The following is a 26,522-nucleotide window of genomic DNA, read 5'->3' as shown; positions in this document are numbered from 1 at the left end:
GTCACAGACCCCGAAGACCGGCAAACAGCGCTTCATCGGCGCAACCGGCCCGGTAGAAGACGGGCGGCTGTCCGAGCGGCGCGGCAATCCGCAGCTTTTCGCCGCCCGCAAAGATTTCGCCCGTCCAGGCGTGAACCCAGCGTTCGCCCCGCGGCAGATAGACGACACGATCCGCCTGCGCTGCTTCCCAGACCGGCGCGACCAGCATATCGGCGCCGTAGAGGTAGCTGTCCTGGATTGCATAGGTCTCGCGATCGTCCTGATGATGCAGGAAGAGCGGCCGCTGCACCGGCAGGCCCCGCGCAACCGCCTCATCGGACAGGGATTTGAGATAGGGCGCAAGATGCGTGTAGATCCGCGTCATCCGGGCAAAGTGCGACAGCACCTGCGGATCCTGATCGATCTGCACGTTTTCGCGCGGGCGATTTCCCTCGTGGCTGCGCATGACCGGCGTAAACGCCGCCATCTCGGCCCAGCGCATCAAAAGCTCCGGCGTGCGGACATTGCCAAAGAGGCTGGTATAGCCGCCGATATCCGAGTGGTGATAGGCATTGCCGAGGAGGCCGGAAGACAGGGCCGCGCAGATGACGGTGACGAGCCCGTCGTGACGGGAGAAATCCACCGACTGATCGCCGCCCCACAGCAGCGGACAATGTTTCTGGACGCCGGTGAAGCCGGCGCGCATGAAAAACAGCGCCTCGCCGGTCTGGCCGCGGCTGGCAACCGCCTTCGCATTGACTTCCGCCCAAAGCGTCGGCCACTGGTTGTGCATCAACTTGGCATCGATGCCGTTTGCGAGGTGCACGTCGACCGGCAGGTATTCGCCGAAGTCAGCCATCCATCCCGAAAGCCCATAGTCCAGCATCTTCTTGCCGATGATGTCCTCGGCAAACCATTCGGCCGCGGCCGGATTGGTGAAATCGACGACGCCGCAGTCGAATTCGCCAAAATCGACCAACGCCGTTTTGCCGCTTTCATCCGTGGCGAAGTAGCCCTCCGCTTCCGCGATTTCAAACAAAGGGCCATCGGCGCAGAGGTAGGGGTTCACGTAACCCAGGAAGCGGATGCCGTCACCGTTTAATTCGGCGATCCGTTGTCGAAGACCTGGGTAGCGGGCCTCGTTTGCTTGCCAGTCCCAGAAGAGACGCGCGCCGAAGCAGGTCTGGCGCAGCCCCACCCAGTCCTCGCACCATAGAGCGGAAACCTCGACACCGGCATCGCGCATCGACTGAAGCCGCGCAAAAGAATTTTCACCGTCCTTCAGGCCGATGATCGCGCCGTTGTAGACCCAGTCGGGAAGCGGCGGCTGACGCCCGAAGCGATCCGACAGCACCTCAACCAGTTCGACGAAGGTCGGCGCGGCGAAAAGCTCGATCCGCTCCGGGATTGCCCAGACCTCGATCTCGTGAAAGGTCCTGCGGCGGAAATCGAAGACGGAATAGGCCGTCGTTTCGACATGCAGCGCGTAGCGCGCCGAGGAAACATAGGTCGGTTGTGGGTAGTTGGTGTTGAAATAATCGCCGCCGGCTCGATCGTTAACGTTCGACCTAAAGGTGATCTCGCTGTTCCTGTCGCGGCCGACGCCCGGCTCCGAGGTCCACAAGGGAAACCGGCGGCCGCGCAGGTCGAAATAGGACATCTGTTCGCCGCCACCCCAGACGTGCTCGTCAGGCTCTGCCGAGACACGGATCCAGAGGCGGTTCAGGGACGCGTCGAGCGCCTTAAAGCCGATGGCGCGTTCATCGATGTTCAGGACAAGGCGCGCCGGCCGGCCCGCTCCATCCGATAAAAATACTTGGTTTCCGTCGATCTCCGCATGCGCAAGCGCACGACGCTCGATCACATAGTCCTCGATTTCAAAATTGCCGCGATACATGTCCATGCGCTCTTCACCATGTCCGGCAAAGATCGCTGGCATGGTTGCACTATGGTCAAGGATCGTCCGGCCCCGGAAGGAGAGGATGAAGCCGGTTTCTGTCTGTTCGAGGTTCATGGGATATCTTTCGGATCTTGCACGTTCAGTTCTGCGTCAGCCCGGCATCGATGATGAAGTTGCCGCCTGTGCAGCCGCCACTTTCGTCGGAGGCCAGGAACAGCGCCATACGCGCCACGTGGCTTGCATCCAGCCGGAATTTCAGCGCCTGCAGGTCGATGAATTGTTGGTTCTGTTCCGGCGACGTCCAGAGTTTCGATTGCCGTTCTGTGACGATCGCGCCGGGCACGATGCAGTTGACCCTGATGCCGGAGGGGCCAAGCTCACGGGCGAGCGTCTTGGTGATGCCGTTGATGGCCGCCTTGGCGGTGGTGTAGCCGACCATGCCGGGACGACCGCGCATCCAGGAAATCGAGCCCATCATGATAATCGAACCCGCCCCCTTCTCTGACATGCGCGGGCTGACGGCCTGGGTTGCGAAGAACTGATGATCGAGATTGAGCGACAGCGCCCGCCGCCAGCTTTCCGGCTCGACGTCGCTCATAGCATGGCGATCGTCCTTGCCTGCATTGTTGACGAGGGTATCGATTCCACCTGAATCTTGCTCTATATCGGCGATGGCAGCCCGCAACGCCGGAATGTCGGTGATATCGCAGGCGGAAAAGACCGAACCCGTCTCGGCGGCAACCTTTGCCCCTTCAACGGCGTCGATATCGATAAACCAGACGCACGCGCGCTGCGCCGCAAAGGCCTTGACCATTTCCGCGCCGATCCCCGAGGCGCCACCGGTGATCAGGACGGCGCGACCTTCGAGAGATGCATAGCGGACGGTGTTATAGGGAGAGGACATGGATCAGGCTTCCGGATTGAAAAGAGGTTTTTGCAGCCCCGCGACGTCGGTCCGCATGGCGAAAAGGCCGCCCGAGAGAGGGAACGCTGCAAGCTCGGCGTCCGAACGGCCGACGCTGGCGCTAGTGCAATAGAGCGTGCGCATGTCCGCGCCGCCGAAGGCGACCATCGTCGGGCATTTGACGGGAACCAGGTATTCGGCCAGCAGCGTGCCATCGGGACTGTAGCGCTGGACCCGCCCGCCTTCGAACAATGCCGTCCAGTAGCAACCGTCGACGTCGACCGCGCCGCCATCGGGGCGCCCCCTATGCGTCTCGCTGCCGAACCGGGCAAAGACCTGGCGGCTGGATGCGGTGCCGGTTTCCGGCGCGTAGTCGTAGGTATAGAGCGTGTAGCGTAGCGTGTCCGCGTGATAAAGCCGCCGGCCGTCCGGCGAAAAGGCGACGCCGTTCGAGGTCAGAAGACCGTTCGCCAGTTGCGCAAGACCGTTGCAGTCATAGCGATAGAGACCTGCAACGCCCTTTTCGCGGCTTTCATCGACTGTGCCAGCAATGAACCGGCCTGCGGGATCGACCATGCCGTCGTTGAAGCGGCTGATCGTCTGATCCTCCGGGTTGTCGGCCAGCTTGCGAACGGGATTGCCATCCGAATCGATCAACCAAATTCCGGAACGCAAGCCTGCGATGAAGCCGCCACCTGCGGCAAGGCCGATGCAGCCGACTTCCTCGGAGAGTTCGAGGGTCTTCAAGCCGCCCGTCTGCGGATCTAAACGATGGATGCGGCAGCGCTTGATATCGACGAAATAGAGCGCCTGCTCGGCAACAGACCACAGGGGGCATTCGCCGAGCGAGGCCTTTGCATCGAGAACGAGGTCGAAGCCGGTTTGCACGGATGCGATCCTCAATAAGCAGCGGCAGGCGCGGCAACAGGAGCCGTCTGCCCCTTCAGCACGGCGAGCCAGTCATTGGCGCGACCGGTCATCATGGCGATGTCGGAAGCGATCGCTGCGAAATCGTAGCCGTATCCGAGGAAGCGCGTCACCATGTCCGGATTAGGACCGACGATGCCGACCGGCTTGCCGGCCGCATGCGCATCCTTCGCCGCCTTCTTGATCAGCGCCTGAACTTCGGGATGGGCGATATTGCCGATGTGGCCCATCGCAGCCGACAGATCACCAGGCCCGACGAACAGCGCGTCGATGCCGTCGACCGCAGCGATCTCTGGCAGGCGCTCGATCGCCTCCGGCGTTTCGAGTTGGACGATGGTGCAGACCTCACCGTTCGCCCGCTTCAGGTAGTCCGGGATCGTGCCGAATTTCGAGCCGCGATGAACCGCGGCGACACCACGAATGCCCTGCGGCGGATAACGGGTGTAGGACGCAGCCGCGCGCGCCTCCTCGGCGGTCTGGACGAATGGCAGCATCACGGTGCGCGCACCGGCATCGAGCACGCGCTTGACCAGCACCTGGTCGTTCCACGCAAGGCGTACTACGGCCTCGGCCGGCGTACAGCAGATGGCGCGCAGGATGCCCGCCACATCGGAGACCTCGACCGGCACATGTTCCATATCGACGACGAGGAAATCGAAGCCGGTATAACCGAGCGCCTCGGCAGTGGCGGGTGCCGCTGCCATCAGCCAGGTGCCAAGCGGGGCTGCCCGGTCCTTTTCGGCAAGCCATGCCTTGAAATGGTTGGTCAGGCTCATGGTCGTCTCCTCAATAGATCGCGGGATCGGGCACGACGGCCGTTCCGCTCAAGAAATCGAAATCGCAGCCCTGATCGGCCTGGCTGACATGCTGCTGGTAAAGCGCCGCGAAGGACCGCTGGTAGACCGGCGGGGCGGGTTTCCACTCCGCGCGCCGGCGGGCGATTTCCGCCTCGTCGACCTTCATGTTGATCGTCCCGGCCGTCACGTCGAGTTCGATCAGGTCGCCGGTCTTGAGCAGCGCCAGCGGTCCGCCGATGGCCGCCTCGGGAGAGACGTGCAGGATGCAGGTGCCGTAATGCGTGCCGCTCATGCGACCATCGCAGATACGCACCATGTCGCGCACGCCTTGCTTCAGAAGCTTCTTGGGGATCGGCAGATTGCCCCATTCCGGCATGCCCGGCGCGCCGACCGGACCGGCGTTGCGCAGCACGATCACCGTATCCTCGGTGATATCCAGATCGGGATCGTCGAGCGTTTTGTTCATGACGCCAGGATTGTCAAAGACGATGGCCGGGCCAACATGCTTGAGGAATTTCGGATTGGCCGCAGAGGATTTCATCACGGCACCGTTCGGCGCCAGATTGCCGCGCAGCACCTCCAGCGTCTTGCCGCGCGACAGCGGCACCACCGGATTGTCCTCGCCGCGAATGACATCGTCGTTCCAGCAGTCCGCGCCGGCGATGTTTTCGCCGAGCGTCTGGCCGTTGACCGTCGGCCGGGCGAGGTCGAGGTGACGGGAAAATTTGTTCAGCAGCGCCAGGAGGCCGCCGGCGAAGTAAAAATCCTCCATCAGGTATTCGCCCGATGGAAAGACATTGGCTGCGACCGGCACCTTGCCGGCCATCGCTGCCATGTCGTCCAGCGACAGATCGATATCGGCGCGGCGCGCCATCGCGACCAGATGAACGGCCGCATTGGTGGAGCCGCCGAGCGCCATATATGCAACGAGGCCGTTAAGGAAACTCGCCTTGTCGAGGATGTCGGAAGGTTTCAGGTCCTCCCAGACCATATCGACGATGCGCACGCCGCAGGCAGATGCCATGCGCGGATGGCCAGAATCGGTCGCCGGGATCGAGGACGCGCCGGGCAAGGTCAGCCCCATCGCATCGACGATCGAGGTCATGGTCGACGCCGTGCCGATCGTGTTGCAGGTGCCGACGGAGCGGGTCATCCGGCTTTCAAGATCGACCCAGTCATCCTGCGTGATATTGCCAGCGCGAAGTTCGTCCCAATATTTCTTGGTATGCGTCCCTGCCCCGGTCTTCATGCCGCGCCACTGTCCGTTCGACATCGGCCCGGCCGGGCAATAAATCACCGGAACATCCATGGAGATCGCGCCCATCAGGAGCGCCGGCGTGGACTTGTCGCAGCCGCCGAGAAGCACCGCGCCATCAACCGGATGCGAGCGTAAAAGCTCTTCGCACTCCATCGCCAGGAAATTGCGGTAGAGCATCGTCGTCGGTTTCACCATCACCTCGCCGACCGACAGGGCCGGCATTTCGACAGGATAGCCGCCCGCTTGCCAGACGCCGCGTTTCACCGCCTCAGCCCGGTCGCGCAAGTGGGCATGGCACGGACTCATCTCGCTCCAGGTGTTGATGATGCCGATCACCGGCCGGCCCATGAACTCGTCGCGGCGCATGCCCATCTGCTGCGTGCGCTGCCGGTGGGCAAAGCCGCGCATGTCGTCGGAGGCGAACCAGCGCTGGCTGCGCAGTTCCGAAAGCTCGCGTCTCTTCTTCACGTCGCTCATCCCTTGATGCCGCCCGCGGTCAAGCCGGAGACAACGCGCTCCTGGAAGATGACGATCAGGATGGCCACCGGTACGATGCCGACGACCAGCGCTGCGGAGATCACCGGCCAGGGGAAGGCGAACTCGCCCTGATAAAGCTGGATCCCGACCGGCAGCGTGCGCAGCGACGGATTGGAGTTGAACGACAGCGCCAGCAGGAATTCATCCCATGCGTTGACGAAAGCAAGGATGCCGGCGGTGAATACACCGGGCGCGCAGAGCGGCACCACCACTTTGAATAGTGCGCCCATGCGCGTGCAGCCGTCGATCATCGCGGCATTTTCCAGATCGCGGGGGATACCTTCGAAGAAGGACACCAGCATCAAAGTACAGACCGGGAGGCTGAGCACCGTGTAGGGCAGGATCAGCGCCGTCCAGCTGTTCAGGAGATTGAGCGTTCGCATGATCTCGAACAACGGTACCAGCAACGTCACGAGCGGGAAGGTCGAGACAGCAATGATCAGCGACAGGATCAGCCCGCGATAAGCGAGGTTGAGCCGGGCCAGCGCATAGGCCGCCAGCACCGAGACGAGCAGGGTCAGCGCAGTGGAAAGCAGGGCCACCATGAAGCTATTGAACAGGAAGACGTGCAGCGGCTGGTCAGAAAAAGCCTGCACATAGTTCTGCACGGTCGGCGCATGCGGGATCCAAGTAATGGGCTTAACCGTCAGCTCGGCTTCCGTCTTCAGCGAAGTGAAGAGGATCCAGAGCGCCGGGAACATGCCGTTGACGAGCAGGATGGCCGCCGCAATGAAGCGAAGCGACCTGCCGGACAGGAAGGAGGTCGAACCGGAGGCGGTGGCGATACTCATGACGATTACTCCTTGGTCCGGATCATGCGCAGATAGACGGCCGTCACGCACATGGAGAGTGCGAACATGACGACGGCGAGTGCCGACCCATAGCCGAGATCGAGGAAGGAAACGGTGTTCTGATGGATGTACATCGCAAGCGTCGCGGTGGAAGTGCCGGGCCCGCCGCCGGTCATCATGTAAGGGATATCGAAGGTCTGCAGCGCAGTGATCGTCCGGAAGATCAGCGCCACGACGATCGAGGGCTTCAACAACGGCAGTGTAATTTCGAAGAATTGGCGCAGGGGCCCGGCGCCATCGACATCCGCAGCTTCAAAGAGCGAGCGCGGAATGGTCTGCAGGCCTGCGAGAATGATCAGCGCCATGAAGGACGAGGTCTTCCAGATGATGGTCAGGCAGATGGCGGCGAAGGCCCAGTTCGGCGAATTGAACCAGATGATGCCCTCGAAGCCGAGACGGTTCAGCACATCGTTGACGACACCATATTCCGAATGGAAAAACCACGCGAAGATCAGGCCGGCGAAAGACAAAGGAAGTGCCCAGGGAATGAGCAGCGACAGACGGACCGGCCATTGCATTGCAAAAGGTAGGTTCGCCATCAGGGCCAGACCAAGCCCAACCAAAAGCGCGCCCGGAACCGTGATCAACGTGATCAATACTGTGTTCCAGGTGGTTTCCCAGAAAACCGGGTCGTCGATCATCAGCCGGTAGTTATCCAGCCCGACAAACTCGGCCGGCAGGCCCGAGGTCAGAGACAGATTGAAAACGCTGGTATAGGCGAGCCGGCAGACCGGGTAGCCGATGATCAGCGCCAGGAGAATTGCGGCCGGCGCCAAGAGCAGCCCGGCCAGCGAACGGTCGCTGAGGTCAAGCCAGCGCGTCCAATTGGCAGGTTGGGCTTCCTGTGCGTCTGTCGCTTTGAATGTGGTTGTCGTCGCCATGGCTTCGTTCCGAAACATTGAGAGGGTTGGATGGCAGGCCTTTGCCTCGCAAGCGAAAGGTCGCTCGTTCCACTCCTTGAGAAAGTCTCCCCTCCCCGGACGACAGGGAGGGGATTAAGCAAGAGCTTAAGGGCTCCTCACCGCAGAATGCGCTTCAAGCGTGCCTCGATCTGATCGGCGCCATCTTCCGGCGTCGTTACACCGGCAAGAACGGCGTTGACGGTCGTGCGGATGACTTCGCTCACTTCGTTGTAGCGCGGCGTCACTGGACGCGGCTTGGCTGTCTCGACCACCTGCAGCGCATCTGCAAACCATGGCGCGCTCTTCGTCACTTCAGCGTCCTGGTAGAGGCCGGCATAGGTCGGTAGGAGCGAGCCGTTGATGGCCATGAACTTCGAAACGTCTTGCGAGGACAGGTATTCAACCAGCTTCTTCGCCTCGTCCTGATGTTCGGAATAGGCCGACACACCCCACTCCCAGCCGCCGAGGCAGGTCGCCTGCTCGCCGCCGGTCATGGCCGGTAGACGAGCGACGCCGACCTTGCCAGCAACGGCCGATTCCTTGCCCTGAGCCTGCGCCCAGGCATAGGACCAGTTGACGGCAAAGATCACGTTGCCAGCCTGGAACTCCTTGCGCGTGTCGTCGGTGCCGACTTCGGCGATATTCTTCTTGGAGACGCCCTCGTCGGCAAAGCTCTTCCAGAGGCTGAGCGACTTGATCGCCGCGTCGCGATCGAAGGTCAGACGACCGTTGTCGGTCAGCACCTTGCCCTGGCTCCAATACGGCAAAAGGAAGGTGCAGACGGCGCCCTCGATCGCCTTGCCCTGGAACGACAGGCCCTGGAGATTGGCATTTCCTTCGCCTTCGGCAATTTTCTTGGCCGCAACCTTCAGTTCGTCCCATGTCTTGGGCGGCGCGATGCCATATTTCTCCAGAAGATCCTTGCGATAGTAGAGGAACTGCGAATCCGCGAAGGCCGGCAAGGCGATCACCTTGCCATCGACGGTGTTGGCGCCCGCATAGGCCGGCAGGTAGGACGACATGTCCTTATCCGCGAAATCACTGGTCCAGCCGGCAGCGGCAAACTGCGCCGGGCGAATGACGTCGAGGATCAAGACGTCGAGCGAGGTATCCTTGGCCGACATCACGGTGTTGAGATACTGCGCCTGGGCTTCGGACGTATTGCCGCCGGTCTCGATCTTGACCTTCACATCCGGATTGGCGGCTTCGTACTTGTCGAGCGCCTTGCGCCAGACGTCCGGCTGGTGCTGGCTGGAGATGTAGATGTTCAGCGCCGTCTCGGCCGAAGCCGGCATCGCGAAGGCCAGCATCGTGCCACAGAGCAATGCACCGGCGAATTTCGGAAACGCGGTTAATTTCGAAAAAGTCATGATTTCCTCCCGTTTGGTTTGTGGTGGCGCGGTGTTGGCATCCTCCCCGCGCGGGCTCGTCAATGGACGGCGCGTTCTGTTGCGGCGTCAAAGAGATGGATTTTTGTCGGATCGACACCGATCTGCAGCGTTTCGCCCGCCTTCACGCGCGTTTCCGGCGGCATCCGAGCCGTCAAGGTCTCGTTGCCGACGGCGAAATGAACGAGCGTATCGGAGCCGAGCGGCTCGACGACCTGAACGTGACAAGTCAGGGCAACGTCGGATGCATTGGCGCTGAAGTGTTCCGGGCGGATTCCGAGGATGAACTCGCGCCCGTCGACGGTCCCGGCATGACCGGCGGCACGGATCGCCGACAGGGGCAACCGGTCGCCGTTTGCGAAGACCAGATTGTCGCGATCCGCCTTGGCTCTCGCAAAATTCATCGCGGGTGATCCGACAAAACCGCCGACAAAAACGCTTGCCGGGCGGTTATAGACCTCGTCCGGTGTTCCCACCTGCTCGATCTCGCCACCACGCAGGATGACAATCCGGTCGGCGAGCGTCATGGCCTCGACTTGGTCATGGGTGACGTAGATGATCGTCGTGCCGATCGCCTGGTGCAGCTTCTTGATTTCGGTCCGGACTTGGCCGCGCAATTTCGCATCCAGATTGGAGAGCGGCTCATCGAAGAGAAACACCTGCGGACGGCGGACGATCGCGCGGCCCATGGCGACTCGCTGGCGCTGGCCGCCGGAGAGTTGACCAGGCCGGCGGTCGAGCAGGTGGGCAATGCCAAGCATGTTGGCAGCCTCGTCGACCCGCACAGCAGCTTCACCGGCATTGATGCCGCGCACCTTCAGGCTGAAGCCCATATTCTCGCGCACTGTCTTGTGCGGATAGAGCGCATAATCCTGAAACACCATGGCGATATCGCGCTCGCGTGGCGCCAACCGGTTGACGACACGGTCGCCGATCCTGACTTCGCCGGCGGTGATCGATTCCAAGCCGGCCACCATGCGCAAAGTGGTGGATTTGCCGCAGCCGGAGGGGCCAACGAAGACGACGAACTCGCCGTCGGCGATCTCCAGGTCGATACCCTTAACGATCCGAAGGGCGCCATAACTCTTGTCCAGCGCCCGCAGGCTCACTCCCGCCATTTCAACCTCCCGCAGATGGCACCTCATCCCGTGCCCATCGCTATTTCTTGGCTCAATAATAGCGCTACGATTTTTCTTTTGCAAGCGGAACTGCTCAAAACCGGCTCGCGAGATACTCATAAGCCGATGCGGGCGCCGTTAATGTGGTGATTTACCGAGCTATGTCAGATAATTAAGCTATTCTCTGTCAATGGGAATTGTTCCTGGGAAAACCATGGGCTATCATACATCAGAATAATAGCGCTATTATATCGACAGGAAGAATGGTGGATACTCGACGCTCCGTTAAGCCGACACGCAAACGCCGCAAGATGCAGCGTGTCACAATGATGGATGTCGCGGCACGGGCGGAGGTTTCACCCTCTACCGTCTCGCTCTATCTGCGCAAGCCGGACGCCGTATCAGCGTCGGCCAGCGAGGCGATCGCAAAATCCATCGAAGCTCTCAATTATGTCCCGAACCTGATGGCGGGAGGGCTCGCAGCCGCCTCTTCCCGCGCCGTCAGCATCATCGTGCCATCGGTGCGAAATGCCTTTTTCGCCGAAACAGTTGCAACCATGCAGACGGAGCTGGGCAAGGAGCGGCTGCAGGTCCTGCTCGGCCACACTGAATACAGCGAGCGCGAGGAGGAAAACCTCGTTCGCATGGCGTTGTCCTGGGCGCCGGCGGCGATTGTGCTGACGGGGCTTAGCCATAGCAATGCAACCAGAAAGCTCTTGCGCGAAAGCAGCGTGCCGGTGGTCGAAATCTGGGAGCTCGGTTCGGAGCCGATCGATATGGCCGTCGGCTTCCACCACGAACAGGTCGGCCGGTCAGCAGCTACCCATCTCGTCCAGCGCAACCGTCGCAAGCTCGTCTTTCTCGGCGCCCGCCTGCAGGAAGACAAGAGAGCGGCGCACCGGGCCGAAGGATTTGTCGAGGAAGCCCGCAAGACCCCAGGCGTCACTGCCGAAGTCATCAAGCATCCAGCGCCGTCGAGCGCCGAAGTGGGCGCAATGCTGCTTGGCGAAACGATGCGCACGTTCCCCGATGTGGACGGCATCGCCTGCTCCAACGACCATGTGGCGCTCGGCGTGATCTTCGAATGCCAGCGGCTTGGCATCGACATTCCGGGGCAGCTCTCGGTCGTCGGCTTCGGAGATCTGAGCTTCAGCGCCGCCTCCAATCCCTCGCTCACCACCATCCGTCCGCCGGGAGACCTGATCGGCACCGAGGCGGCGCGCCTGATCCTTGAGCGCATCGCTCATAGCGGCGAGAGGACGCCCACGGTGATCGACACCCGTTTCACCCTGCTTCATCGGCAAAGCAGCTAGCGGTAAAACACCGCAACGATCGAAAATTTGATCGAAAAACGGAGGAAGATCAAAAGTACCGTCTCTTCCCCTATTCCCCGAACGGCTACTACGACAGATATTGCGCGCAGGGCCGGGTCCCAAAAACAAGAGAATCCGCGCTGCACATGCACCACAGGACGGGAGACATCATTCATGACCAAAGCCTGCGAAGTCAGCTGGTTTTCCGCTCTTTGTGATGACGACTACGAGTTTCTCGGCGTCCCGGATCCGCATTTGCAATCGAGCTTCGAACACTGTCGCGATATCGTGCTGCAGGCTGAAAGCGGCGGCTTCGACAATATCCTGCTTCCCTCGGGGTATGCGCTGGGCATTGATACCAGCGCGTTTGCCTCGGCGATGGCCGTGCTCACACGCCGCATCAAGCTACTGATGGCCGTTCGGATCGGTGAGAGCTGGCCGCCGCAACTGGCCCGCCAGATCGCTACCATCGACCGCATCGCCAATGGGCGCCTGTCGGTCAACATCATTTCCAGCGAAATGCCCGGCGAAACTCTTGCAAGCGGCCCACGTTATGCCCGCACGATCGAGGCCATGTCGATCCTGCGCACCCTGCTTAACGGTGAGCCGCTCGACCACGACGGTACGTTCTGGAAGCTGAAAGTCGATCCGCCGCGCATCACCCCGGTCTCCGGACATTGCCCGCAGTTCTATTTCGGCGGCCTCTCCGAGGATGCTCGCGACGCGGCGGCGAAAGGTGCTGATATCTATCTGATGTGGCCGGACCGCATGGAGGTTGTGCGCGAAACGATTGCCGATCTTCGCAGCCGTGCGGCAAGGCGCAGCCGGACGCTCCGATTCGGTTACCGCGTACACGTCATCGTTCGTGAAACAGAAGCAGCGGCGCGGATGGCTGCGGACCGTCTGCTGTCGAAGCTTGATGATGCGGCCGGCGCAGCGATCCGTGCCAAATCGCTGGACAGCCAGTCTGTGGGCGTGCGGCGCCAGGCGGAACTACGCGAAAAGGCAGGCAACGAGGGCTACATCGAAGATAACCTATGGACAGGTATTGGCCGCGCCCGTTCCGGCTGCGGTGCTGCGATCGTCGGCGATCCGGACCAGGTTCTTGCAAAGCTGCGGGCCTACCGGGCGGAAGGTATTGAAGCTTTTATCCTCTCAGGCTATCCGCACGCGGCCGAGGCTGACTTATTTTCCCGTCACGTCTTATCTCGATTGGATCACGGCCCACTTTGATGGGAACACTATCTGCAACACGCCCCCGCGTCGGAGTTCGAATTGCGGTCCACAGTACCTTCGGTGCTGGCAAAATGCCCGACTTGAGAGATAGGTGACGTTTTGTACCGGACACATGGGTAAAACTTTTCGCTTTTTGGCGGGTAGGACCAGCCGTGCTGACTTCTGCTCTGGTGTTGGCAATCTGGGCATATGCCAGAGGATGGACCGCAAGCAGACACAACCCAATGACCTTCGTCGTTGAATACGACGCTCTGCACTTTGATGCCCGGACCGGGCGACCATTTCGATTTCGTTCGCATGCCAGCCCATACCGGCGTCACTGCTAACGATCTGTTAACCAAACAAAGTGAGGAAGACCCCGTTTAAGTGCCAAACGACAAAGCAGTGCCTCCGAACAAGATCCGCATTGGCGCGTTAATTTAGTCACCGATTGCGGAGAACTGACGTGACCGAGTTTCTTTTTCGACTGGCGGATTTTCTTTCCCGCCCTCCCGGCTTTTATTTCGTTATTGCAGCGATGGTTGGCAGCACCGCGCTGTTGCCGTTCGGGCTCACAAACGTCGTCACCTATGCTCTGTCGGTCGCGGCAATCGTGATCACTAGCATCGTGTTGATCCAAGGCTATCGCGACACCTCGGCAATCCACGCCAAGCTCGATGAAATCATCGTGTCAATGCGTGAGACCCGGAACGAGGTCGTCGGCCTCGAGCACGAACAGCCGGAGCGCATCGCGGCGGAAGTCGAGCGGCTCGAACAGGAAGCGGACAAGCAAAACCCTGCCCCTCGGCAGACCACTATATAGCGAAATTGTCTAGGCTCGACGCCGGCACGCTCCAGTGCACCAGCCTATCGGTACCGAAGTGGGGGTGCTCCGCTCGATACGTTTCGGCGGCCCCTCGAAGGCTTACGTAGCCAAAGCGACGCGTTGCGTCACATGGGCTCAAATGGCTTCGCGCGTTTCGGCAGCCAATGAAAGCGTCTGCCATCAAGCTCCGTGACATCGAATTTCACTGCCATGAAGGCAAGGCAGCCATCACGAGGGGCGCCGGTCAGAGCAGCCTCCACGTGGAACACCTTCGCCGCCGCTGGAACCTCACAATCCGGCGTGGAGTGCTTCGACTTTCTCAGCATTCGACGCGAAATCCCAGTCGACTTGCTGTTGTTAACTAGCTTTAGAACAATGGGTGCGGGACCACCGTGTTGGATGGGTGTCCCGATCATAAAATTCACTGCAACCTTCGTTTGCGGGCTGCCGCGCCTAAACAGATGGTCCAGTGCAAATGCGACTAGCCTCGTGTAGGTCGCGCCGAGTTTCCAAGAGCGGCGAGCGCTTAGGTTCTCGTAAAGGTGCAGCACGCTTGAGGTACCTGGTATGAGAAGAGTGTTCGGCAACAGAGCCGGAAGCCATGCGAGTGCCACCTGCATCGGCGCAGCATCCAAGGTAGCCGGTAGCCGATATCTCGCTGAGCTTAGCCTGATTGTACCTCCTCCCCCGAAAAGCGCCGACTTTGGCGACTATCGTAATGTCATTGGTTAGTGAGGGCCGTAGAAAAGACGTTCGAGACGCTCAGGGAGACGCTTTAGTTGCTCGTTGTGCCTACCGAGGCGTTGAGGTGGTCGATACGATTGTTGCCCCTTCGCGCGATACGTTACAATCTTCCTGTGCAAGAATTTTCGCAAGGTGGCGGTCTCCCCCAGTGAGGCAGCCGGCTGTTCTGTACGGCGTGAGAGATCGCTTGCCCGTTAGCGTCTGCCACCTGCTCAAAATAATCCTTCGATCGCCGTAGCCCGCTACCACCTGTGTGCCGGTTCGTTTGTGTAAGCTCCTTGGTGGTGGATCCCTGAAAATGTGATACGCTTTTTGGCAGAATGCAAAACGAAGACATGCAGACAGGATCTGGGAGGGTTCATGGTCGAGATATTTTCGAAGCAGGACGGACCGCGTCGGGAGGACGCGCAAGTTAGGCGGTTGATAGAGCAAAACCGCGGCGTCATCACGAAGCTTGCCGACCAGTTTAGCGGTGGCCGATACTCCGAATCCAAAAAGCCAAAACTGGCCCCACAGGCACAAGGCCTCATCATCCATATCGGCGGTGGGGCGTCGCCTGTCCCCGCACCGGAACCCAAAATCCGTGTTACCGCCAATGGCCGCGTGATAAGCGTCGATTCTACCACGGGACGACAGCTGCAGCATTTCGGCGACATTCGCGACCGGCAAGGCGTGAAGACGTTCGCATTGGCAACGAAGGCGAACGGCTACATCCGGCCACTCGAGCAATCGATCGCCGAGGCGTTGGTGGATATGGACGGTGTTGGGTTGGGATCCTCTTACGGCGACACGGATTTGGCGACCGACATCGGTCTCCGGCTAGACATTCCTCCGGAGACTTGAGGATGAGAGGCAAGGGCCTCTGTCCTCGTAAGCTCAGCCTGACGGCAAGTTCCCTCGAACGTCGAATGTGAATACCCGTATGAATCGGAATTCATATCCGCAAGGACACTCCGCAAGGGCCCAGCGATCCTCAATTGGCCGGGTCGCCGGCGAGACAATGCTAGTCTCTCCCTACGATGAGCGCGTCACAATGCGCGCTTGGGAGTCTCTGCTGGAAGGCAATATCGAGCCGGCGCGATCTTCGCTTGTCATCAGATCGGCGATCAACGATTCCTGGCACCGTTGCGCCAGCGGCGGTATCGATGCACTGCGAAACGAAGCGCCCATTGAGACTGACAAGGATGCAGTCGAGGCCCTCGCCAGAAGCAGTTCGGAACTGCTGGCGGCAGCAGCTCGCCCTTTCGAGGCTATTGGAAAGCTGTTGAATGGCACAGGTGCAATGCTAATGCTTGCCGATAGCGAGGGGGTTTTGATAGACGCCATCGGCGATAAAAAGACAATTTACGAAGGAATGGATATTCATCTTGGCGTTGGAGGGAAGTGGACCGAAGATGTTGTTGGAACCAACGGCATCGGCACGGCCCTTTGGACAGGGGAACCGGTATTTGTTCATGCAGCCGAACACTTTTGCGCGGGGATAAAAGCTTGGACGTGTGCTGGAGCGCCGATCCGCGATCCTTTTGACGGTAAAATTATTGGGGTCGTTGATCTTTCAGGACATCCGGATATTTTCCGGCCGCACAACATCGCCCTTGTTACGGCCGCCGCAAGGGAAATCGAACGAGCACTCGCTGATTCACAGAATGAAGAACGGACGCGGCTGCTGGAAGCATTCATAGCGTCCGTCAGTAACTATCGTTCAAAAGACGGCGTCATGATCATTGATCGCCATGGCCGCGCCATCTACAGCAACAATGTTCCAGTCGCGGAAAGGAAGCGGTTTGGCGACACAATCCGCGAGGGGTCCAGGATCTGTCGGCTGCCGGAGTTGAGCAACTCCGGCTTTCTCGACAGCGTTGCGACCTCACTCTCCCGGGATATGCAATCTTGGCATCTCTGTCCCCTGGAGCTCGATGGTGACGTACGCGGCGCTGCCTTCGTCTTTCCCAAAGCCGATGACGGTAGCGTCTTGATCGGGAGCAGAACCGCGTCGCAGCGGCCGAAAGACGAAAGCGCCCTCATCGTCGGCGAGAGCGAGGCTTTGCGAAGGGCGATCGAGATCGCCTGCAAGATTGCCGCATCAGAGGAGGTAACGTCGCTCCTGATTGAAGGCGAAACGGGCGTCGGCAAGGAGCTTTTTGCTCGGCTCGTTCACACCGCAAGCCGCAAATCAGTCAGCGGCCCGTTTATTGCCCTCAACTGCGGCGCAATAACAAAGGAATTGTTTGGCAGCGAGCTGTTCGGCCATGTTGGGGGGGCCTTCACGGGGGCCTCCCGGGAAGGCAAGCCAGGCGTCTTCGAGCTCGCTGATAGAGGCGTTCTAAGCCTCGATGAAATCGGCGAGATGCCGTTGGATATGCAGCCGTTTTTATTGCGCGTGCTGGAAGAGAGGGCGGTCACCCGACTTGGAGACAGCCGGATGCGTCCGGTCAACGTGCGACTTGTCGCATCCACAAACCGAAATCTCAAGGCCGAAGTCGAAAGCGGTCGCTTTCGCAAGGATCTTTTCTACCGCATAAGCACGGTATCTATCCACGTTCCGCCACTCAGGGATCGCGGCGGCGACAGTCTTTTGCTGATCGAGCATTTCAACCGAAAGCTTGCCGATCGCAAGGAAAGCGAGCCGCTCCGTTTCTCGAACGAGGCACTCGACTCGCTTCTTGCTTATCGATGGCCGGGAAATGTACGCGAGTTGCGAAACCTGGTCGAACGCCTGCATGTTCTGTCGTCCAACAGGTTTATAAGTGTTGATGATTTGCCGCCGGAGATCGTCGAACCACGGCAGGATCATGATGCCATCCAGTTCACCTCCGGCGCCGTGTCCGAACCGGCATTGCCCGTTTTCAGTTTCGAAGAGGCCGAGCGGCAAGCACTCAAGAATGCGCTCGCGGCCGAGCATGGAAACTTAAGCAAGGTCGCGCAGCGCCTCGGCGTATCGCGCCCGACACTTTACCGCAAGCTCGAACAGTTCGGCATCAAGCGCGGGTTCGTTTGAGGCTCGAATTTCGGCCATGAACGGAACGAAACGCCCATGGCTTCGCGCCATGGGTTTATTCGCATACGCCGGCTTTCAGCCACTGATCAAGATGGCCGCGCGGCGGCCTTGCTGATTTGAATGTGCCCGAGCGCCAGACGATACCCGCAACTGCCGTACCGATGCAGGGTGCAAGGATGAAGAGCCGTAGCTGCGACAAGGCCGAAACACTGAGACCGCGGTTCCGGTGAAATGGATGAGTTTTAGTTCAGATCGAAACGGTCGGCGTTCATGACCTTGGTCCAGGCCGCGACGAAGTCCTTCACGAACTTCGCCTTGGCGTCGGACTGGGCATAGACTTCCGCGATCGCACGAAGCTGCGAATGCGAGCCGAAGATCAGATCGACGCGGGTGCCGGTCCACTTGGGTGCTTTGGTCTTGCGGTCACGGCCTTCGTAAACACCATCCTTACCGGCAACAGGCGACCCTTCGGTGCCCATGTCGAGCAGGTTGACGAAGAAATCGTTCGTCAGCGTTTCCGGTTGGGACGTGAAGACGCCGTGTTCGGGCTGGCCGGCCTTCAGCACGCGCAGGCCGCCGAGGAGAACCGTCATTTCCGGTGCCGTCAGCGTCAGCAGCTGAGCGCGGTCCACCAGGGCCTCTTCAGCCTTCATGAACTGCGTCTTGCTGCTGTTGACATAGTTGCGGAAGGCATCGGCACGGGGTTCCAGCGGAGCGAAGGAAGCGGCATCCGTCTGTTCCTGCGAAGCGTCCATACGGCCCGGCGTGAATGGCACGATGATGTCCTGGCCGCCAGCCTTGGCAGCCTTTTCGACGCCGGCGGCACCCGCAAGCACGATCAGGTCGGCCAGCGAGATCTTCTTGCTTCCGGTATGGGTAGCGGAGAACTCCTTCTGGATTCCTTCGAGAACGCTCAAGACCTTGGCGAGCTGCGCCGGCTGGTTGGCCTCCCAGTCCTTCTGCGGCGCAAGCCGGATGCGTGCGCCATTGGCGCCGCCGCGCTTGTCGGAACCACGGAAGGTCGACGCGGAAGCCCAGGCGGTCGAAACCAGTTCCTGTACCGTGAGTCCGGATGCCAGGATCCTGGACTTCAGGTCGGCGATATCGCGATCATCGACCAGATCATGGTTGACGGGCGGGATCACATCCTGCCAGATCAGGTCTTCGGCGGGGACTTCCGGGCCGAGATAACGAACCTTCGGTCCCATGTCGCGGTGGGTCAGCTTGAACCAGGCGCGGGCAAAGGCATCTGCGAACTGGTCGGGGTTTTCGAGGAAGCGGCGCGAGATCTTCTCGTAGGCCGGGTCGAAACGCAGCGCCAGATCGCTGGTCAGCATGGTCGGAAGCTGCTTCTTCGACGGGTCGAAAGCGTCCGGAATGGAAGCTTCAGCATTCTTCGCCACCCACTGCTTGGCGCCGGCCGGGCTCGTGGTCAGCTCCCATTCGAAGCCGAACAGGTTCTCGAAGAAGTAGTTGCTCCACAGGGTGGGCGTCTGCGTCCAGGTCACTTCCAGGCCGCTGCCGATCGCATCGCGACCGACGCCGGTGTTGAACTTGCTCGACCAGCCGAGACCCTGGGCTTCGAGCTCGCCGCCTTCCGGGTCGATACCGACAAACGACGGATCGCCGGCACCATGGGTCTTGCCGAAAGTGTGCCCGCCGGCGATCAGCGCCACGGTCTCTTCGTCGTTCATCGCCATGCGCGCGAAGGTTTCGCGGATGTCACGCGCAGAAGCGATCGGATCGGGATTGCCGTTCGGCCCTTCCGGATTGACGTAGATCAGGCCCATCTGCACGGCGCCAAGCGGTTCCGCGAGCTGGCGTTCGCCGCTGTAGCGCTCATCCCCGAGCCAGGTTCCTTCCGGACCCCAGTAGAGCTCTTCCGGCTCCCAGACGTCGGCGCGGCCGCCGGCGAAACCGAACGTCTTGAAGCCCATCGATTCGAGCGCGACGTTGCCGGTGAGGATCATCAGATCCGCCCAGGAGATCTTGTTGCCGTATTTCTGCTTGATCGGCCAGAGCAGGCGACGGGCCTTGTCGAGGTTGACGTTGTCCGGCCAGCTGTTGAGCGGCGCGAAACGCTGCTGCCCCTGACCGGCGCCGCCGCGGCCGTCGGTGATGCGGTATGTACCGGCGCTGTGCCAGGCCATGCGGATGAACAGGCCGCCGTAGTGACCGAAGTCGGCCGGCCACCATTCCTGGCTATCCGTCATCAGCGCGTGAAGGTCCCGCTTCAGGGCGTCGAGATCAAGCTTCTTGAACTCCTCGGCATAGTTGAACCCCTCGCCCATCGGATCGGAGCGAACGGAGTGCCCATGAAGAATCTGGACGTTCAGCTGGTTAGGCCACCAGTCGCGGTTCGATCTGCCGCGAGGCGTATGGGCGACCGGACATTTGCCGGCGCCGTTGTCGATCTTTGCGTCCATCTAATCTTCTCCCTTTTGAGAATGAGATATCCATTGAGGAAGAAATGTTCGTCATCTCTTCCGGGAAACGTAAGCTGGGCGATGCAACAGAAGAGTGCCTCGCCCAGATTCACGTTCTGAATGAGTCCAACTGACCTCAAAGGATCAGATTTCCAAAACTGCGCGCGCAACTATGGGCGGCCGAGTTTCTCCGAGCCGCCACCGAGCGCCGGACCAGCCGTCGGATCCTCGTGTTCGGCAAGATCACCGATCAGCGTTTCCGTCGTCAGGATGAGTTTGGCGACCGAGGCTGCATTACGAAGCGCGGTATAGGTCACCCGCACCGGATCGATGATGCCGGCATCGATCATGTTTTCGTATTTGCCGATCGAGGCATTGAAGCCATAGCCGCTGTTGACCCTAGTGACCTCGGCAATGATCGCATCAGGGTCGCGGCCGGCATTGGTTGCTATGCGCCATAGCGGTCGCGTCAGGACCGATTGCACCAGACGGATACCCTCGGCGACGTCGTGATCGGTAGCCGCAATCAAGGCATCGAGCACCGGCGCAATCTGGGCCAGCGCCGAACCGCCGCCTGCAACCACGCCTTCTTCCGCAGCGGCGCGTACTGCATGCAGCGAATCCTCGATCAGTTGGATGGTCCGCTTCTGCTCGACCGGAGTGACGCCGCCGGCATAGAGCACGGCGGTTCCGCCAGAAAGCTTGGCAAGACGCTCGCGCAGCTTGTCCTGCTCGACATTGGGAGGCGCGACCTCGTATTGCCGCTGCACCTGAGCCCGTCGCGCTACAATGGCGGCATGATCGCCACCACCTTGAACGATCGTCGTATAGGTCGAACTCGTCCTCACACGTTCGGCCGATCCCAGATCTTCGGGTGTCACGTCTTCAATCTGGCCGCCTATATCGCGGGCGATCACCCGGCCGCCTGTCAGGATCGCGAGATCTTCCAACATCGCCTTGCGCCAATGACCATATTCCGGCGGATGCACCACCAGATATTTCCCCGGCCCCTGCTTGCCAAGCAATGTGACGACCACCTCGGGCGAGACTTCTTCAGCCACGATCAGCAACGGTCGGCCCGCCTTGTCCGCGATGCGGCGAACAGCGTCGAGCGCCGATGGTTCCCTGATCTTGAGGTCGGTCATCAGGATCAGCGGGCGTTCAAGCACGGCCTCCATCTTTTCCTGGTTGGTGACCATGTGGTGCGAAAGGTAACCGCGCTCAAAGGACATGCCTTCGACCACCTCCAGCGTCGTTTCGATCGTCACGCTGAAGTCGGTGGTGATGATGCCATCCGCGCCGACCCGCTCATAGGCTTCCGCGACCAGCGCGCCGAGCTTTGGATCAGTGGCGGCGATATTGGCGACGGCCGCGAGCTTGCCATTGCCCTTGGCGGGTTTGGCACCGGCCTTCAGCGCCTCGACCACCTTATCGACGGCAAGATCGATCCCCTTGCAAAGATCGACGGATTTCACCCCGCGCTCATTGGCGGCGACGCCTCCCTGCACCAGCGCATTGGCCAACACGATGGCCGTCGTGGTGCCGTCGCCGGCAACCTCGTTGGTCTGCATGGAGACCTCGCGCACCACCTGCGCTCCCATATTTTCGAACCTGTCGTGCAGCTCGATTTCGGATGCGATGCTGACGCCGTCGCGGGTGACCATCGGTGTTCCGAGCGGCCGGTCTATCATCGCATTCATCCCTCTTGGACCAAGGGTAGGCTCGACGGCAGCCGCCAATCTGGCAACGCCCCGGGCGAGCGCGCGCCGCGCTTCGGAATTGTGCAACATCAATTTGGACATAGTTCCTCCTTCCGCCTGGCGGGCGGTTTGTTGATTTGGGGCCTCTTTCGGGAAGGCCGTTGTGTTTACCGGTTGGAATGCGGCTGTGCTTCGGTTCCTGGAACCCGGCCGATGATGAAATCGACAAGCGTCGGCTCACCATCGATCATTTCCATTTCCTTGTAACGCGTATGTTTGAGCCCCCGGCATAGCGCACCGTTGAACTCCATGTTGATCCGCACGCTACGCAGATCTGCAAGGTGTGTGGACAGCGCCTCCGGCGCGATCCGTCCGCCTTCGTGATCGACGATCATGGCGGCATTCGATGACAGATTCGGAAACCGCCCTAACCATGCCTCGCGGTAGCGTGCCTTCTGCTTCGCCACCTCTTCGCTACCGAACGCATAGGTTTCGAAGGTGGCACACGTCATGGCAACGATGTCGCTGTCCGTCATCCCCATTGCGCGAAGATCGAGGATCACCGCTTCCTGGCGGCGCTTGAAGGCCTTTAGCCGGAACTTCTCCCGCAGATCCTCAAGATCGGCATCCTCCGCAAGCGATCCGAAAATCTCCTTGAAGCTCTTGCCGTCCGCGATGCCCGTGTTGACCTCCTCGGCAAACATATGGTCGTGCAGGGTGATATGGTACTTAGGCGACCAGGACAGGGCCTCAAGCGCCGACCGGACATCGTCGAGCATCAGGAAGGCGAAGTTCGGCGAACACCAGTATGTGGGCAGGCGAAAGCCGACATCGACCCGGCCATCGGCCGCAATCTCCGCGTGCTCGATAAAGCCCATATCGGTCACGGGTTCGTCCAGTTCCGGATCGTTGACGCCTTCCAAACGCCGCCAGAGTTCCCCCTGACGGCTTTCTGACTGAATGGCGGTTTTCATCGCCCTCACTCCGCCGCGACGCTGAAGGGCGAGGCGGCGAGCGCCGCCTTCTTGGCGGCGATATCGATATCGTAGAGCCTTGCCGCGTTGAGGCCGAGGATCTTCTCCTTGATCTCATGGGTCAACTCGACGCCGCGTTCCTTGGCGATATCCTCCGGCAGTTCAAACGCCCAAAATTTCTCGACCAGCCAGCGCGGCGTCCAGATCGCGTAATCAGACCCGAAGAGGATCTTGTCCGGACCGGCCCAGAAGAGCAGTTCGGAGATCACCTCGGCGAAATAACGCGGCCGTGAGTGTATGAAGGGCAGCGCGACGGCAAGACCGCCATACACATTGGTTTCCTGCACGGCGATCCAACAGAAATCGTCGAGCCTCGGCAAGCCGCAATGTTCAACGATCCAGTTGAGATTCTGGAAATCGGTCGCGGCATAGTCGACGTCGTGAACGTCGAAAGCATCCTTGTTCAGCGGCAGGATGGTCGGTCCCTTGTGAACATGGACGTTCTTGATGCCGAGCTTTTCACAAAGCTCGAAACACTTGTAGGCTGCAGGATCGTTGAGCCTCCAGCCCTTCGAGGCCCCATTCCACTCGGCCGTGTACATCTTCACGCCCTTGATGTCGTAGGTCTCCTTCATCCAGTGGATGTATTCCAGCGCCTTGTCGCCGTCGCGCGGGTCGAACGACCCGTTGACGATGAAACGCTCGGGATAGCGCTTGGCCATCTCTGAATTCCGCTCGACGGTGTTGAAGCCGTTCTTGTAGAAATCCTTGAGATAGGTCGACTGAACGATCGCAATATCGTCCGGGCCGTCGATGAACAGGTCGTGATAGAGATCGTCCGCGCTGTATTTTTCGAACTTGCTCTTCTCCCACAGCTGTTCCTTCGGGCTCAGTGCCGTGTGGTAGGCGTAGAAGCACTCGACGAACTGTTTGCCGTGGATATTGCGCTGGTTTTCGGGGCTGCCGTCCCAAAAATGGGTGTGGCCATCGACGATGAAGATTTCTTTGCCTTCCGGTGTCTTGAACATATTTTCCTCCGCTAGGATGATTGAAAATTGCGACGCGCCACCCCAACGGCGCGCCGCGCGTCTTGTCGTCTCAGATGTATGCGAACACCTCGTCCATATCGCCGAACAAGATGACCTCGTTGTCGTCGATGCGCACCATGCGGCCGTAATGGGTAGAGGTATTGACCTCGAAGATCTCGGCGGTCATTTCGCGGCCGAGATATTCGCTGATGTCGTCCATCCGGAAGATCAGCTTACCGTTTCCGTCGATGCGGATCATCGCTGGGGCGTAGGTTACGGTAACGCCGGGTTTCAGGCCCATGAATTCGGCGATGGCGCGGGCCTCGACCGAATCGTTCATGGTGACGCCACACTGGTGGGAAATCGTCTGTTCGAAGGTGATGTCCTTCATCGATTTGAAGATGTTGGACTGCGATGCGTCGCGTGCGATTGATGACATTCTGGTTGCTCCTGGGTTTAGCGTGTCAGGCCGAGTTCGCCGAGAATCTGGCCAATCCGTTCTTCGGACTGGGCGCGGACGTCGGGGAACGAGATCGGCTTGGAATGCGGCATCGACCAGATTGGCTGAAGGCCGAGGGCTGCCTTGTCGGCGAGTGCGCCATGCTTATCGACCCAGCCCTGGAAAAGCTTGCGGTTGGCCGCGCCGTGCTTTTCGTCGTTGGCGAGCAGGTAGATCAGGTCGATCGTGTTGGCGAGATTGCGTTCGTAATCCGCTTCGGCGGCCGAGACGACCGGCGGCGTGATGAAGTCATGATTGGCGGCCGCAGCCTGCATCAGGAAGCCGGAGCGAAACAGCTCGCCGACCAGCGGTTCGAAGACGATGTTGATCGCGAAATACTGTTCGAGATAGTCGGTTGCACCCATGATCGTCTCGATGGCTTCGCGGGTGCCTTGCCAGACGCTGTCTTCCAGCCAGTGCTTCTTGCCGAGTTCGTCGTCCCAGCCTGGAATATCCATGCCGATCTCGGCGAGATAGAGCGTGATGTCCTGGGCAAGCCGCAGCTTGTAGGAGGAATTGGTCAGCGTGGCGTTGTTGATCATCTGGGTGTAGCCGTAGCGCTGCGCCTGCATCAATGATGTGCCGAGGCCGAATTCGACATGTTTCCACGCTCCCAGGTGGGCCTGCAGAACCTTGATCCAGACCTTGTCGAAGGACTTCGGCGCACCGGCCCGGCGGGCATTGGTGATCACGCTCTGCACCATCGTCTCGATCTTCGACTGGCGCTGATAGTGGGTGCGCTCCCATTCCTGATCCGGCGCGCGGAAAGCGTGCCAGTTGGAACTTTCGGCCGCCGTGTTGTCCTTGACATAGGCGCCCTTGCCGTCCGCAAACGAAATGATCCAGTTCTGGATCAGATAGCGTTCCGGGTCCGGCTGGACGTCGACCGTCACGTCCTCGTAATGGGTGGCGCGTTGGCCTTTCGGGTCGAAATATCGATATTTCCGACTGTCGGAATCGGCGAAGACCGCCGAGCCCGCGGCGCCTGATCGAGTTGAAGTCGCTGTGGCTGTCATGATGTCTCACTCCCTTGTTGCAATTGCTGTGCGTATGTTTCCCGATGCATCCGACCTCAGTGGCCGGATGTTCCTCCACCGGATGACGTGGTGAACTTGTCGAAGAAGATGCGCTCCATCTCGAAGCCGTTCATGAAGAGAACGGGCTGCAGCGCATCGATCATCGGCGGCGGGCCGCAGGCATAGACGTCTCCCTCGCCGTCGATGCCTAGTCGTTTGAGGATGGCATCGACGTTCTGGTGGACGAAACCCCGCTCGCCGTCCCAGGCACCTTCCTCGGCATGCGACAGGACGGGGATGAAGGTGACATCCGGATACCGGCTCACCAGGTCGGCGATCTTGTCGAGATGAAAAAGATCGTCGGGTGTCCGCGCGCCATAGAAGAAATAGACCGGTCGCGTCTCGCCACTCATCACGTGGTCGTTGAGGATCGACCAGACCGGCGACATGCCCGATCCCGCGCCTACGAGCACGAGGGCGCCTTCCCGGTTTTCTCGCCGGAAACAGGTTCCGTAGGGTCCAACGACGGAGACCTCGGCTCCGACCCGGATTCCTCCGGAATCGAGTTCTCCGGAGAACTTTCCTTCAGGGTACTTCTTGATGATGAAGGAGAGTTTCTGGGTTTCGTGCGGCGTATTTGCCATGGAGAACGAGCGCGTAATCGTCTCCCCTTTTTCCGTGGTGACTGTGATGTCGACATATTGCCCCGCCCAGAACTTCATCGGGGAGTTGAGTTCGATTTCGATGCCGCGTATGTCGTGGGTCAAATTCTCCTTGGCGGAGATGCGGCCCTTGAACGTCTTGACGGCAATCGCTTTCGCAAGAACCTCCTCGTCATAGTTGAGAAGTTCGACCTCCACGTCGGAATAGGCGATCGACCGGCACAACAGGATGTGGCCGGATTCCTTCTCCATGTCGTTGAGCGCGAAGGTCGAATATTTGAGCATGTCGACCTCACCGTCGAGCAGCACGCATTTGCAGGCAGAACATTGCCCTTCCTTGCAGCCGTGCGGCAGCGCAATGCCCTGGCGAAATGCAGCATTCAAAACGGTCTCGCCATGTTCGACCTCGAACTCGACGCCGACTGGTTCAAGTCGCACCGTATGGGCGGTCTGATGTGCTTTTTGAGCTTCAGCCATTCTAGAGTCTCCCAATTCCTGTCCGTACCTCCGAAAAGGAAACGGCCTCATCCCGGAAATTGCGGAGGCCGGAACCGGCCTCC

General features: G+C 60.1%; 21 protein-coding genes. 5 read left to right on the top strand and 16 right to left on the bottom strand.

Going from position 1 to position 26,522, the window contains the following annotated elements; all coding sequences use genetic code 11:
• Position 1: 1 nt before the first annotated feature.
• From ACZ9BX_RS26725 to ACZ9BX_RS26685, 9 genes are all read right to left on the bottom strand, one after another.
• Positions 2-1,993 carry an alpha-glucosidase gene (locus ACZ9BX_RS26725; protein WP_476221159.1) on the bottom strand — a complete coding sequence of 664 codons (1,992 nt, stop codon included), beginning with the start codon at positions 1,991-1,993 and terminating at the stop codon, positions 2-4.
• Positions 1,994-2,018: 25 nt separating this feature from the next.
• Positions 2,019-2,783 (bottom strand): SDR family NAD(P)-dependent oxidoreductase, encoded by a 765-nt coding sequence (locus ACZ9BX_RS26720; protein WP_476221158.1) that lies wholly within the window; start codon positions 2,781-2,783, stop codon positions 2,019-2,021.
• A gap of 3 nt (positions 2,784-2,786) precedes the next feature.
• The gene (locus ACZ9BX_RS26715; protein ID WP_476221157.1) at positions 2,787-3,671 is read right to left on the bottom strand and encodes an SMP-30/gluconolactonase/LRE family protein; all 885 of its coding nucleotides are present in this window, start codon (positions 3,669-3,671) and stop codon (positions 2,787-2,789) included.
• Between the two features lie 11 nt (positions 3,672-3,682).
• Positions 3,683-4,486, bottom strand: coding sequence for an HpcH/HpaI aldolase family protein (locus ACZ9BX_RS26710; protein ID WP_476221156.1), 804 nt, complete (start codon positions 4,484-4,486; stop codon positions 3,683-3,685).
• 10 nt (positions 4,487-4,496) lie between these two features.
• The gene (gene araD, locus ACZ9BX_RS26705; protein ID WP_476221155.1) at positions 4,497-6,242 is read right to left on the bottom strand and encodes an L-arabinonate dehydratase; all 1,746 of its coding nucleotides are present in this window, start codon (positions 6,240-6,242) and stop codon (positions 4,497-4,499) included.
• Positions 6,239-7,093: a carbohydrate ABC transporter permease gene (locus tag ACZ9BX_RS26700; protein ID WP_476221153.1), complete on the bottom strand. Its 855-nt coding sequence runs from the start codon at positions 7,091-7,093 to the stop codon at positions 6,239-6,241. The genes araD and ACZ9BX_RS26700 overlap by 4 nt, the downstream gene beginning before the upstream one ends.
• A 5-nt stretch (positions 7,094-7,098) precedes the next feature.
• Positions 7,099-8,034: a carbohydrate ABC transporter permease gene (locus ACZ9BX_RS26695; protein WP_476221151.1), complete on the bottom strand. Its 936-nt coding sequence runs from the start codon at positions 8,032-8,034 to the stop codon at positions 7,099-7,101.
• Between the two features lie 137 nt (positions 8,035-8,171).
• Positions 8,172-9,425 carry an ABC transporter substrate-binding protein gene (locus ACZ9BX_RS26690; RefSeq protein WP_087001191.1) on the bottom strand — a complete coding sequence of 418 codons (1,254 nt, stop codon included), beginning with the start codon at positions 9,423-9,425 and terminating at the stop codon, positions 8,172-8,174.
• A gap of 59 nt (positions 9,426-9,484) precedes the next feature.
• Entirely contained in the window at positions 9,485-10,561 is a 1,077-nt protein-coding gene (locus ACZ9BX_RS26685; RefSeq protein WP_476221150.1) for an ABC transporter ATP-binding protein, read from the bottom strand.
• Between the two features lie 263 nt (positions 10,562-10,824).
• Here ACZ9BX_RS26685 and ACZ9BX_RS26680 point away from each other — a divergent pair, with 263 nt between their 5' ends.
• The 5 genes from ACZ9BX_RS26680 (at position 10,825) to ACZ9BX_RS26660 (ending at position 17,657) form a co-directional block, all read left to right on the top strand.
• The gene (locus ACZ9BX_RS26680; protein ID WP_476221149.1) at positions 10,825-11,874 is read left to right on the top strand and encodes a LacI family DNA-binding transcriptional regulator; all 1,050 of its coding nucleotides are present in this window, start codon (positions 10,825-10,827) and stop codon (positions 11,872-11,874) included.
• Between the two features lie 27 nt (positions 11,875-11,901).
• Positions 11,902-13,107 (top strand): LLM class flavin-dependent oxidoreductase, encoded by a 1,206-nt coding sequence (locus ACZ9BX_RS26675; protein ID WP_476221148.1) that lies wholly within the window; start codon positions 11,902-11,904, stop codon positions 13,105-13,107.
• 448 nt (positions 13,108-13,555) lie between these two features.
• Positions 13,556-13,912, top strand: coding sequence for a low affinity iron permease family protein (locus tag ACZ9BX_RS26670; RefSeq protein WP_476221147.1), 357 nt, complete (start codon positions 13,556-13,558; stop codon positions 13,910-13,912).
• 1,107 nt (positions 13,913-15,019) lie between these two features.
• On the top strand, positions 15,020-15,502 hold the full coding sequence (locus ACZ9BX_RS26665; protein WP_476221146.1) for a hypothetical protein: 483 nt from the start codon (positions 15,020-15,022) through the stop codon (positions 15,500-15,502).
• Between the two features lie 79 nt (positions 15,503-15,581).
• Positions 15,582-17,657: a sigma-54-dependent Fis family transcriptional regulator gene (locus ACZ9BX_RS26660; protein WP_476221145.1), complete on the top strand. Its 2,076-nt coding sequence runs from the start codon at positions 15,582-15,584 to the stop codon at positions 17,655-17,657.
• Positions 17,658-17,899: 242 nt separating this feature from the next.
• Here the strand turns inward: ACZ9BX_RS26660 and katG are convergent, their stop codons facing one another.
• The 7 genes from katG to ACZ9BX_RS26625 form a co-directional block, all read right to left on the bottom strand.
• Positions 17,900-20,083, bottom strand: coding sequence for a catalase/peroxidase HPI (gene katG / locus ACZ9BX_RS26655; RefSeq protein ID WP_476221143.1), 2,184 nt, complete (start codon positions 20,081-20,083; stop codon positions 17,900-17,902).
• A 170-nt stretch (positions 20,084-20,253) separates the two neighbouring features.
• A complete protein-coding gene (groEL, locus tag ACZ9BX_RS26650; protein WP_476221142.1) occupies positions 20,254-21,885 on the bottom strand; it encodes a chaperonin GroEL in 1,632 nt (543 codons plus the stop codon).
• A 65-nt stretch (positions 21,886-21,950) separates the two neighbouring features.
• The gene (locus tag ACZ9BX_RS26645; protein ID WP_476221141.1) at positions 21,951-22,757 is read right to left on the bottom strand and encodes an iron-sulfur cluster assembly protein; all 807 of its coding nucleotides are present in this window, start codon (positions 22,755-22,757) and stop codon (positions 21,951-21,953) included.
• Between the two features lie 5 nt (positions 22,758-22,762).
• Positions 22,763-23,785 carry an amidohydrolase family protein gene (locus ACZ9BX_RS26640; protein WP_476221140.1) on the bottom strand — a complete coding sequence of 341 codons (1,023 nt, stop codon included), beginning with the start codon at positions 23,783-23,785 and terminating at the stop codon, positions 22,763-22,765.
• Between the two features lie 70 nt (positions 23,786-23,855).
• Complete coding sequence (locus ACZ9BX_RS26635) at positions 23,856-24,224, bottom strand: MmoB/DmpM family protein (protein ID WP_436103480.1); 369 nt, start codon at positions 24,222-24,224, stop codon at positions 23,856-23,858.
• 17 nt (positions 24,225-24,241) lie between these two features.
• Positions 24,242-25,300 (bottom strand): aromatic/alkene monooxygenase hydroxylase subunit beta, encoded by a 1,059-nt coding sequence (locus tag ACZ9BX_RS26630; protein WP_476221138.1) that lies wholly within the window; start codon positions 25,298-25,300, stop codon positions 24,242-24,244.
• A gap of 56 nt (positions 25,301-25,356) precedes the next feature.
• Positions 25,357-26,439: an NADH:ubiquinone reductase (Na(+)-transporting) subunit F gene (locus ACZ9BX_RS26625; protein ID WP_436103482.1), complete on the bottom strand. Its 1,083-nt coding sequence runs from the start codon at positions 26,437-26,439 to the stop codon at positions 25,357-25,359.
• Between the last annotated feature and the right edge of the window lie 83 nt (positions 26,440-26,522).

Source organism: Rhizobium sp. USDA 3886 (assembly GCF_056279785.1).
This window is presented reverse-complemented; position numbering and strand designations above follow the sequence as displayed.